The organism is Pseudomonas sp. MPR-R2A5 (genome assembly GCF_058793055.1).
The window spans coordinates 22099-33187 of the sequence record NZ_JBXAFK010000068.1 but is presented as its reverse complement, the minus strand read 5'-3'; the positions used below and the strand labels follow the sequence as shown (position 1 = coordinate 33187).

The following is an 11089-nucleotide window of genomic DNA, read 5'->3' as shown; positions in this document are numbered from 1 at the left end:
CCGGATAGATTTAAGCAAGCCAACCACATCGCCCGTTAATCAGTATTGCAAAAATGGGGGGGACCATAGATTTTTTTGCCTGGCGTTTGTTGATCAGGCCTTCTGCTCGAACACCACGTAGATCTTGCGGCACGGTTCCAGCACTTCCCAGGTACCGCTGAAGCCGGCGGGGATCACGAAGCGGTCGCCGGCACGCAAGGTCTTGGCGTTACCGTCGCCGTCGCGCAGTACCGAAACCCCCTGCACAATCTCGCAGTATTCATGCTCGGTATAGTTGACCTTCCACTGCCCGACTTCTCCTTCCCAAACCCCGGCGCTCATCTGGCCGCATGGGCTGTTGTAGTGGTTGTAGATGGTTTGTTCGGGGTCGCCCTTGAGGATTTTCTCGGCGGCAGGGCGGTAGCGGTCGGGCGCCGTGTTGGCCTGGCTGAAGTCGACGATGTCCTGGATGCTCATGTGCGTGTCCCGTCTGGCCTGCGGTTGGAGAGCCCAAAGTCTATGTTTATTAAAATGAACATCGCAAGGGCGTTTACCGCCGTTATGTCAAATATATTGAAACATCCCCAGCCGCTGGTTTAGGGTGGCAGCTGCCTTGAGCCGAACAGCAGGCTGGCCGGGCAAGAATTCTTTGAGGCTGCCGGGGGACATCACCTGGCCCTTGTATTCAATAAGAGGAGGACACTCGCATGACCACCCTGACCCGTGCCGACTGGGAACAACGCGCCAAGGACCTGAAGATCGAAGGCCGCGCCTATATCAATGGCGAATACACTGCCGCCGCTTCCGGTGACACCTTCGAATGCATCAGCCCGGTCGATGGCCGCCTGCTCGCCACCGTTGCCAGTTGCGATGCCGCCGACGCCCAGCGCGCCGTGGAAAATGCCCGTGCCACCTTCAATTCCGGCGCCTGGTCGCGCCTGGCACCGGCCAAGCGCAAGGCCGTCATGATCCGTTTCGCCGCGTTGCTCAAGGCCAATGCCGAAGAGCTGGCGCTGCTTGAAACCCTGGACATGGGCAAGCCGATCAGCGACTCCCTGAACATTGACGTGCCTGGCGCAGCCAATGCCCTGAGCTGGAGCGGTGAGGCGATCGACAAGATCTATGACGAAGTCGCCGCCACCCCTCACGATCAGTTGGGTCTGGTAACCCGTGAACCGGTTGGTGTCGTCGGCGCCATCGTGCCGTGGAACTTCCCGCTGATGATGGCCTGCTGGAAACTGGGGCCGGCGCTGTCCACCGGTAACTCGGTCATCCTCAAGCCCTCCGAAAAATCCCCGCTGACTGCCATCCGCATTGCGGCCCTGGCCGTTGAGGCCGGCATTCCAAAAGGCGTGTTCAACGTGCTGCCGGGCTATGGCCATACCGTGGGTAACGCGCTGGCGCTGCACATGGATGTCGACACCCTGGTGTTCACCGGCTCGACCAAGATCGCCAAACAGCTGTTGATCCGCTCCGGCGAATCGAACATGAAACGCGTATGGCTGGAGGCGGGCGGCAAGAGCCCGAACATCGTGTTCGCCGATGCCCCGGATCTGCAAGCCGCGGCCGAATCCGCCGCGGGTGCCATTGCCTTTAACCAAGGCGAAGTCTGCACTGCCGGTTCACGCCTGCTGGTGGAGCGCTCCATCAAGGATAAATTCCTGCCGCTGGTGATCGCCGCGCTGAAGGGCTGGAAGCCAGGCAACCCGCTGGACCCGGCCACTAACGTCGGCGCGTTGGTGGACACTCAACAGATGAACACCGTGCTGTCCTACATCGAAGCCGGCCATGCCGACGGTGCAAAGCTGGTGGCAGGCGGTAAGCGTACCCTCGAAGAAACCGGTGGCACCTACGTCGAACCTACGATTTTCGATGGTGTGACCAACGCCATGAGGATCGCCCAGGAAGAAATCTTTGGCCCGGTCCTGTCGGTCATTACCTTCGACAGCGCTGAAGAAGCCATCGCCATCGCCAACGACACCCAATATGGGCTGGCGGCGGCGGTATGGACGGCCGATATCTCCAAGGCGCACCTGACCGCCAAGGCCCTGCGTGCCGGCAGCGTGTGGGTCAACCAGTACGATGGCGGTGACATGACCGCGCCATTCGGGGGGTTCAAGCAGTCGGGTAACGGTCGCGACAAGTCGTTGCATGCGTTCGACAAGTACACCGAGCTGAAGGCGACCTGGATCAAGCTGTAAGCAGCGCCGCTGAACCCCTGTAGGAGCGAGCTTGCTCGCGAAAAACGTCAACGATAACGCGTGCTGTCTGGTAACACGCGGTGTCCTTGAGTTCTTCGCGAGCAAGCTCGCTCCTACAGTTCGTTTGCAACCCTGAAAAGTATCCACAGGAGCGTGGAAATGCGTTGGGCGACTTATTTCGCCGTCCTGGCCTCGGTACTCAGTGTCGGCCTGGCGCTGGGCGTGAGCATGCCACTGGTATCCCTGCGCCTTGAGGGCTGGGGCTACGGCAGTTTCGCCATCGGCGTGATGGCCGCGATGCCGGCCTTTGGTGTGCTGCTGGGTGCCAAGGTCTCCAGCCGCCTGGCCTCTTGGCTGGGCACTGCCAACCTGATGCGTCTGTGCCTATGGGCCGGTGCCGTGTCCATCGGTTTGCTGGCGATCCTGCCCAGTTACCCGGTGTGGCTGGTGCTGCGGCTGATGATCGGGGTGATCCTGACCATCGTGTTTATCCTGGGTGAAAGCTGGATCAACCAATTGGTAGTGGAGCAGTGGCGCGGCCGGCTGGTGGCGCTGTACGGCTGCAGCTATGCCTTGAGCCAGCTGTCAGGGCCACTGCTGCTGGGTGTGATCGGCACTGATCATGACTACGGTCTCTGGGTGGGTGCGGGGCTGCTGATGGTCGCGCCGCTGTTGCTGCTGGGGCGTTCCGGCGCGCCGACTGCCGATTCGTTCAGTGTGACCCTTGGTGACCTGTGGCGCTTCTGCCTGACACTGCCGGCGATTGCCTGGGCGGTGGCGTTATTCGCCGCGTTCGAAGCGATGATTCTGACACTGTTGCCGGTGTATTGCCTGCAGCAGGGCTTCACCGCCGAGATAGCCTTGGCGATGGTCAGCACCGTGGTGGTGGGTGATGCGCTGCTGCAGTTGCCCATCGGTGCCTTGGCCGATTACTTGCCGCGGCGCACGCTGTTCTTGAGTTGTGCGCTGCTGTTGCTGGCGTCGAGCCTGGCGATTCCGTTGTTGATGCAGACGGTGTTGATCTGGCCGGTGTGGGTGCTGTTCGGCGCCAGTGCCGGAGGGTTGTTCACCTTGTCGCTGATTCTGATTGGCGAGCGCTACCGTGACGATGCGCTGGTGCGCGCCAATGCCCATATCGCGCAGCTGTGGGGGATCGGCTGCTTGATCGGGCCGTTGGTGGCGGGTGCAGGCAGCCAGTGGATCAGCGGGCATGCCCTGCCTTGGCTGATGGCGGCCGGGGCGCTGGGGCTGGTGGTGCTGTTGTTGCGCCAGGGCGCATTTGGTGCTGCGCAGCCCGCTTGATCTGGAAGCAATCAACTGTGAGAGGGGGGCTTGCCTCCTCCCACATTGGATCTTCGCTGTTCTTAGAGCATGCGTTCCAGGCCGACCGAGTTGGCGAACCACGCATTGAACCGGCGCCACCAACTGCCCGGCTCGCGGGTCAAGGTGTGTAACTGACCGTTATCCTCGGTCACCCACACCACTTGGCCATTCTGCAATTTCGCCTCATAACTCAAGGCGGGTGCCATGCCTTGCAGTGCCAGGTTGCGTACGTGTTCCGCCAATTCGGGGCTGTCGACCAATACGCCCACTTCGGTGTTCCACAACACTGAGCGCGGGTCGAAGTTGAATGAGCCGATAAACGACTTCGTCCGATCAAAGATCATCGCTTTGCTGTGCAGGCTGGAGTCCGAGCCCTTGAACGTGCCGCGGCGAAACAGGTGTGGGCCGCTGCCTGCGCCAGGGGCACCCGGTTGGCGGCGCAATTCGTAGAGTTTCACCCCATGTTCCAGCAGCGCCTTGCGATACGGCTCGTAGCCGCCATGCACAGCGGGTACGTCGGTGGCTTCAAGGGAGTTGGTCAGCAGGCTGACCGACACGCCGGCGTCGGCGCGACCGGTGAGGTACACCAGCCCAGGTTGCCCAGGCACGAAGTACGCCGAGATCATGATCAGCTCGTGGTTGACGCCTTCCAGTTCCGGCGACAGTTGGGTAGTCAGCAGGAGTCGAGGATCCGGATCATTCTTGGCCAGCACCTTGCTCGGCGCGTCCCACAACGCCTGGTTCCAGGCCCAGATCAACTCGCGGCGCCAGATGTCCATGCGCGGTTTGGTCTTGTAGGCGCGTAGGCGGTTGTACAGGGCGTGGTTTTGCTGGCGGGATTGGGCCAGGGATTCCTCCAGGAGAAGCCGTGCAGTCGCCAGGTCACCTTTGGATGGCAGGTTGGAGATGAACTCATTAATGGGTTTGCTCAGGGCGCTGTTCCAGTACTGGTCGAAGCTGTGGCCCAGCTGCTCGGCCACCGGGCCCACGCTGAGCATGTCGATATCGGTGAAGTTGAGGTTGGGTTCGGCGTCGAAATACTCGTCCCCGAGGTTACGCCCACCGACGATGGCCACGCTGTTGTCCGCCACCCACAGTTTGTTGTGCATGCGCCGGTGTTGCAGCGACAGGTTGAACAGCCGCCCCATGGTCCGTGTTACGCCGGTGCTGCGCCCCAGATGCAGAGGGTTGAACAGGCGAATCTCGATCTGGGGATGAGCGGCGAGGGTGGCGATGATCTGGTCGAGGCCATCGCTGGTGGTGTCGTCCAGCAGGATGCGCACCCGCACACCACGATCAGCGGCCTTGAGCAGTTCATCCACCAGCATGCGCGTGCTGATGCCGTCGTGGACGATGTAGTACTGCAGGTCGAGGCTGGTCTGGGCGTTACGGATCAGCTCGGCGCGGGCCATGAACGCTTCACTGCTGTTGGGCAGCAGGCGAAAGCCAGAGCGGCCTTGGTAGGGCGCGGCCTGGGCCTGGATCGAGCGGCCGAACGACGAATCCTTCGCTGGCAGGGCGTCGCTGGGGATGCGTGGCGCATTGACCGTGGCGCAACCGCCCAGGGCCAGGGCTCCCAGCAGGAAAAACGGTAAAAGCCGTCGAATCATCAAGGGAGTCGCTTCCAGATCAGGGCGGTTGTCGGCATATGACGGCAATTTCCCAAGAAAGGTCAGTCGGCCGCCTCGGCCAGCAGCTTGCTCGCGGCGGTGCCGACCTTGCGCACGGCCTCTTCAATCTGTGGCGTTGGCTTGGCAGCGTAGTTCATGCGTAGGCAATTTCTGTACTTGCCGGAAGCCGAAAAGATGCTGCCCACCGCCACCTGTACGCCTTGTTCCATCAGCACGCGGTTGAGCTTGAGGGTGTCGAAGCCCTCCGGCAGTTCTATCCACAGCATGAAACTGCCTTGCGGCCGGCTGGCGCGGGTGCCCGCCGGGAAGTATCGGCTGACCCAGTCGAGCATCAAGTCACGATTACGCTGGTATTGCGTGCGCATCCGCCGCAAATGCGGTTCGAAATGGCCGCCCTTGAGGAATTCGGCGATAGCGATCTGCGGCTGGGTGGCGGTGGAGCCGGTGCTGATGTATTTCATGTGCAGCACCCGCTCCAGATAGCGACCCGGCGCGACCCAGCCGATGCGCAGGCCTGGCGCCAGGGTTTTTGAGAACGAACTGCACAGCAGCACGCGGCCGTCCTCGTCGAAGGATTTGATGGTGCGCGGACGCGGGTAGCTGTAGGCCAGTTCTCCGTACACATCGTCTTCGATGACTGCCACGTCAAAGCGCTGGGCCAGGGTCAGCAACGCTCGCTTGCGGGCCTCCGGCATGATGTAGCCCAGGGGGTTGTTGCAGTTGGGGGTCAGTTGGATGACCTTGATCGGCCACTGTTCCAGCGCCAGTTCCAGGGCTTCCAGGCTGATGCCGGTGAGCGGGTCCGTGGGGATTTCCAGCGCCTTCATGCCCAGGCCCTTGAGGGTCTGCATGGCACCGTGGAAGCTGGGTGAGTCCACCGCCACGATATCCCCGTGCTCGCAGATCGCACGGATGCTGGCGGACAACGCTTCATGGCAGCCGGTGGTGATCACGATGTCTTCGGCACTCAGTTGGCAGCCGGAATCCAATGACAGTCGGGCGATTTGCTCGCGTAATTCCATACAGCCGAGGATGTTGTCGTAATACAGTCCCGGCAGATCCTGGCGCCGACTGACGCGAGCCAGGCTGCGCAGCAGGGGCTTGAGGGTGGGTGACAATACATCCGGCATGCCGCGACCCATCTGTATGACGTCTTTGCGCGGGACTGCGCGAATCAATTCCAGCACCTGATCCCACTGGGAGATTTCCACCGGGCGCTGGGCCGGGCGGCCGATCTCGGGCAGCGCCGGCAACTCCCGACCCACCGGTACAAAGTAGCCGGACTTGGGCTTGGGCATTGCCAGGCCATTGTCTTCCAGCAACCGATAGGCCTGCTGCACGGTGCTCAGGCTGACCCCGTGCTCGACGCTTAAGGCGCGTACGGACGGCAGTCGATCGCCGGGGCGATAGAAACCCTGTTCAATGCGCGTGCCCAGTAATTCGGCGAGGTTAACGTAAAGCGTCATGGCGGTCGCTCCGGGAGACCAGTACAGATAGGGGAAAAATACAGGATTCAGCCGCGCATGGGCAGTTTCTGTATGGATTTAATAAAGAAGGGTTGGATCTGTAATGGTTTTGCCTGCTCGCCCATTCTAGTCACTCATGGCAACAAGCAAATGAGGGGCAGCAAAATGAACGGCATGAGTGATGTGCGGCTGATGTTACACAGTCAGGAATTGCAGGCTGGACAAGAGCGGGCGACGTCGCCGCGCGAGATCAGCCGCTGGAGTCTGTTCTGGCACCGCCGCCATACGCGCAAGGCCTTGCTGCACTTGACCCGCGAGCAGTTGTGTGACGTTGGGTTGACCCCAGAGCAAGCACGCCAGGAAGGCCTGAAGCCTTTCTGGCGTGATTGATCAGACCCATTCTTTAAGGCGGTGCCAGAGCATCCCCAGCGCCAACAGCGGCGAACGCAGGTGCTTGCCGCCGGGGAAGGTGATGTGCGGCACCTGGGCGAACAGATCGAAGCGGCCCTGCTGTTGGCCGCTGATGGCTTCGGCCAGCAGTTTGCCGGCCAGGTGTGTGGCGTTGAGGCCATGGCCAGCGTAGGCCTGGGCGTAATACACATTGGGTTGATCCGCCAACCGGCCTATCTGCGGCAGGCGGTTGGCGCCGATGCCGATCATGCCGCCCCATTGGTAGTCGATCTTCACGTCAGCCAGCTGTGGGAACACCTGCAACATCTTTGGCCGCATGTAGGCGCCGATGTCCTTGGGATCGCGTCCGGAATAATGGCAGGCCCCGCCGAACAGCAGGCGACGATCGGCGGACAGGCGGAAATAATCCACGGTCACCCGTTGGTCACACACCGCCATGTTCTGCGGCAACAAGTTGGCGGCTTGTACCGGGCTCAAGGGTTCGGTGGCGATGATGTAGCTGCCGGCGGGCAGCACCTTGCCGCTCAGTTGCGGGTTGAGGCCGTTCAGGTAGGCGTTGCAGGCCAGCACCAGGGTCTTGCTGCGTACGTTGCCCTGAGCGGTGTGCACGTTGACCTCGGGGCCATAGTCGATACGCGTCACTTCGGACTGCTCGAACAGGCGCACGCCCAATTGCCCGGCGGCTGCCGCTTCACCCAGTGCCAGGTTCAGCGGGTGCAGATGGCCGGAGCCCATGTCGATCATGCCGCCCACGTAGCGGTCGGAGCCGATCACGCTGCCCATCTCACTGGCTTGCAACAGGCGCACTTCGTGGCGATAACCCAGGCTGCGCAGTTCTTCGGCGTCTTCGGCCAGGCCATGCAGGTCGCGGGGTTTGTTGGCCAGGTCGCAATAGCCCCAGGTCAGGTCGCAAGGGATCTGGTAGCGTTCGACGCGTTCACGCACGATCTCCACGGCCTCCAGGCCCATGAGTTTCATCTGGCGCACGCCGTCGTTACCAATCACGTTGGCGAACTGCTCCAGCCCGTGGCCGACACCGCGAATCAACTGGCCGCCATTACGCCCGCTGGCGCCCCAGGCGATCTTGCGGGCCTCCAGCAGCACCACGCTGAAGCCGCGCTCAGCCAACTCCAGGGCCGTATTGAGCCCGGAGAAACCGCCGCCGATCACGCACACATCAGCGCTCACCTCGCCGGTCAACATCGAGTAATCCGGTTGCGGCACGCTGCTGGCGGCGTAGTAGGAAGCGGTGTGCCGGGCGCTGGCAGTCATGGGGAACATCCCTGTTTGGAAAATTTGACGCAGGATACAGCGGTCGGACGAAGCTGTCTGCGCAGGGCGTTTTGCTTCAGAATCTACGTCTATTCGCCGTTCGGTACGTGTTTCGATGAGTTGCAACAGCCAGAAAATCAGTGCGCTGCGCCGACAGATTCCTTCGTTCGAGTGCGTTCCCGGTTGCCACGATTGCTGTGGGCCGGTGACTACATCGCCCGAGGAAATGTCCCGCCTGCCGCGCAAAACCGCGGCCGAGCAGGAAGCCGCCATGGACGAGCTGAACTGTGTGCACCTGGGGCCCAATGGCTGCACGGTGTATGACGAGCGGCCGTTGATCTGCAGGCTTTTCGGCACCACCAAGACCTTGCCTTGCCCCAATGGGCGGCGGCCGGTGGAGCTGATTCACCCACGGGTGGAGAAGCAGATCCATGAATACATGGCGAGTACCCGGCAGGTGCTGGTCTGACGATGTACGCGGTCAAAATGTGGGAGGTGCTTGCTCCCACCGTTGACCCCGTTGTGTCAGTCAGTCCGGAATTGGCAGGTTCAGGCTCTCTTTCACCTCTTCCATCACGATATAGCTCTTCGACTCCCGCACATGGGGCAGCTTGAGCAGGATATCGCCGAGCAATTTGCGGTACGACGCCATCTCGGAAATCCGCGCTTTCACCAGGTAGTCAAAGTCCCCCGACACCAGGTGGCATTCCAGCACATGGGGCAGTTTCAGCACGGCGCGGCGGAACTCTTCAAAGGTGTCGCCGGATTTGTAATCGAGGCTGATCTCGACAAATACCAGCAAACTTCCCTTCAAATGCTGGGGGTTGAGCCGTGCGTTGTAGCCCATGATGATCCCTTCGCGCTCCAACCGCCGTACCCGCTCGGTGCACGGCGTGGTGGAGAGCCCGACCTTTTCCCCCAGCTCGGTGAACGAAATTCGCCCGTCGGTTTGCAGGATGCGCAGGATGTTGCGATCGATCTTGTCCAGCTCCCGCTTGGTCTGAGTGTTGGTACGCATAGGGGATACGCCTCTGTGAAAAGGGTTTTTTCCGAGAATTGTCGCCAAATATAGGCAGTTATATAGTGAAATGCACTGGCGATTGCTTTTTATACTGCGCACATCATTGCTCGAACAACACACGTCGGCGGTCAAGCCGCGATGAGGATATAAAAATGCGCGTTCTGGTCTTGGGTAGCGGCGTCATTGGTGTGGCCAGTGCCTACTATTTGGCGCGGGCTGGCTTTGAAGTCGTCGTGGTCGACCGTCAGCCTGCCGCTGCCATGGAAACCAGTTTCGCCAACGCCGGCCAGGTGTCCCCAGGCTACGCCTCGCCATGGGCCGCGCCGGGTGTGCCCCTCAAGGCTATCAAGTGGCTGCTGCAACGCCACGCCCCGCTGGCGATCAAGGCCACGGCCGATATTGATCAATACTTGTGGATGGCGCAGATGCTGCGTAACTGCACCGCCAGCCGCTACGCGGTGAACAAGGAGCGCATGGTGCGCCTGTCCGAGTACAGCCGCGATTGCCTCGACGAACTGCGCGCCGAGACCGGCATCGCCTACGAAGGCCGCAGCCTCGGCACCACCCAGCTGTTCCGCACCCAGGCCCAGCTCGATGGCGCCGCCAAGGACATCGCCGTATTGAAAGAATCCGGGGTGCCGTTCGAGCTGCTCGACCGCGCCGGTATCGCCCGTGTTGAGCCAGCCTTGGCCAGTGTCACCGATATCCTCGCCGGTGCCCTGCGCCTGCCCAACGACCAGACCGGCGACTGCCAGATGTTCACCACCCGCCTGGCCGACATGTGCAGGCAACTGGGCGTGGAGTTCCGCTTCGAACAGGACATCCAGCGCCTCGACTACGCTGGCGACCGCATCAACGGTGTGTGGATCGACGGCAAGCTGGAAACCGCCGACCGCTACGTGCTGGCTCTTGGCAGCTACTCGCCGAAGTTGCTCAAGCCGTTGGGGATCAAGGCCCCGGTGTACCCGCTCAAGGGCTACTCGTTGACCGTGCCGATCACCAACCCGGCGATGGCCCCCACCTCGACCATTCTCGACGAAACCTACAAGGTCGCGATCACCCGTTTCGACAACCGCATCCGCGTGGGTGGCATGGCTGAAATTGCCGGTTTTGACCTGTCGCTTAACCCGCGTCGGCGTGAAACCCTGGAGATGATCGTCAACGACCTTTATCCTCAGGGCGGCGATTTGACTGAAGCCACTTTCTGGACCGGCCTGCGCCCGACCACACCCGACGGCACACCGATTGTCGGCGCCACCCCGTTCAAGAATCTGTTCCTCAATACCGGCCACGGCACCCTCGGTTGGACCATGGCCTGTGGCTCTGGCCGCTTGCTGGCTGACCTGATGGCGAAGAAAACCCCGCAGATCAGCGCCGAAGGCCTCGATATTTCCCGTTACGGCAACCACCAGGAGTCCGCAAAACATGTCAATCCAGCGCCAGCTCACCAATGAGCGCATGAGCCAGATCGTTGTCCACAGCGGTACCGTGTATCTGGCAGGCCAAGTCGGCGACGACATGAGCGCCGGGATTGAACAGCAGACCCGTGAAACCCTGGCCAATATCGAGCGCCTGCTGGACCTGGCGGGTACCGACAAGACCAAGTTGCTGTCGGTGACGATCTACCTGAAAGACATCGATGCCGACTTCGCCGGTATGAACGCGGTATGGGACAAGTGGTTGCCCAAAGGTGCTGCCCCGGCCCGTGCCACGGTTGAAGCGAAACTGTGCGAACCGGAAATCCTGGTAGAGCTGTCCGTCGTGGCCGCTTTGCCATAAACAACG

11 protein-coding genes are annotated in these 11089 nt (G+C 61.4%); 6 read left to right on the top strand and 5 right to left on the bottom strand.

Going from position 1 to position 11089, the window contains the following annotated elements:
* Positions 1-93 precede the first annotated feature (93 nt).
* A complete protein-coding gene (locus AC1Q6I_RS31890) occupies positions 94-456 on the bottom strand; it encodes a cupin domain-containing protein (RefSeq protein ID WP_024078091.1) in 363 nt (120 codons plus the stop codon).
* Between the two features lie 230 nt (positions 457-686).
* Here AC1Q6I_RS31890 and AC1Q6I_RS31885 point away from each other — a divergent pair, with 230 nt between their 5' ends.
* Together AC1Q6I_RS31885 and AC1Q6I_RS31880 are read left to right on the top strand one after the other, a co-directional pair.
* Positions 687-2180, top strand: a complete 1494-nt coding sequence (locus AC1Q6I_RS31885; protein WP_024078090.1) for an aldehyde dehydrogenase — start codon at positions 687-689, stop codon at positions 2178-2180.
* A gap of 159 nt (positions 2181-2339) precedes the next feature.
* Positions 2340-3482, top strand: a complete 1143-nt coding sequence (locus tag AC1Q6I_RS31880; protein WP_069077269.1) for an MFS transporter — start codon at positions 2340-2342, stop codon at positions 3480-3482.
* A 62-nt stretch (positions 3483-3544) separates the two neighbouring features.
* Here the strand turns inward: AC1Q6I_RS31880 and AC1Q6I_RS31875 are convergent, their stop codons facing one another.
* A complete protein-coding gene (locus AC1Q6I_RS31875; RefSeq protein ID WP_069077270.1) occupies positions 3545-5113 on the bottom strand; it encodes a phospholipase D family protein in 1569 nt (522 codons plus the stop codon).
* Positions 5114-5175: 62 nt separating this feature from the next.
* Positions 5176-6600, bottom strand: a complete 1425-nt coding sequence (locus AC1Q6I_RS31870; RefSeq protein WP_102625044.1) for an aminotransferase-like domain-containing protein — start codon at positions 6598-6600, stop codon at positions 5176-5178.
* Positions 6601-6765: 165 nt separating this feature from the next.
* On the opposite strand from AC1Q6I_RS31870, the gene AC1Q6I_RS31865 reads away from it, so the two are divergent.
* Complete coding sequence (locus tag AC1Q6I_RS31865; protein WP_102625043.1) at positions 6766-6990, top strand: DUF1127 domain-containing protein; 225 nt, start codon at positions 6766-6768, stop codon at positions 6988-6990.
* Here the strand turns inward: AC1Q6I_RS31865 and AC1Q6I_RS31860 are convergent, their stop codons facing one another.
* Positions 6991-8283 (bottom strand): NAD(P)/FAD-dependent oxidoreductase, encoded by a 1293-nt coding sequence (locus tag AC1Q6I_RS31860; protein WP_102625042.1) that lies wholly within the window; start codon positions 8281-8283, stop codon positions 6991-6993.
* A gap of 115 nt (positions 8284-8398) precedes the next feature.
* Between AC1Q6I_RS31860 and AC1Q6I_RS31855 the strand changes: the two genes are divergently transcribed.
* Positions 8399-8752, top strand: a complete 354-nt coding sequence (locus AC1Q6I_RS31855; protein WP_017135860.1) for a YkgJ family cysteine cluster protein — start codon at positions 8399-8401, stop codon at positions 8750-8752.
* Between the two features lie 60 nt (positions 8753-8812).
* On the opposite strand, the gene AC1Q6I_RS31850 is transcribed toward AC1Q6I_RS31855, so the two are convergent.
* Entirely contained in the window at positions 8813-9301 is a 489-nt protein-coding gene (locus AC1Q6I_RS31850) for an Lrp/AsnC ligand binding domain-containing protein (protein ID WP_003176896.1), read from the bottom strand.
* A 155-nt stretch (positions 9302-9456) separates the two neighbouring features.
* Here AC1Q6I_RS31850 and dadA point away from each other — a divergent pair, with 155 nt between their 5' ends.
* Both dadA and AC1Q6I_RS31840 read left to right on the top strand, forming a co-directional pair.
* Entirely contained in the window at positions 9457-10758 is a 1302-nt protein-coding gene (dadA, locus tag AC1Q6I_RS31845; protein ID WP_102625041.1) for a D-amino acid dehydrogenase, read from the top strand.
* Complete coding sequence (locus AC1Q6I_RS31840) at positions 10730-11083, top strand: RidA family protein (protein ID WP_024078083.1); 354 nt, start codon at positions 10730-10732, stop codon at positions 11081-11083. The genes dadA and AC1Q6I_RS31840 overlap by 29 nt, the downstream gene beginning before the upstream one ends.
* Positions 11084-11089: the final 6 nt, after the last annotated feature.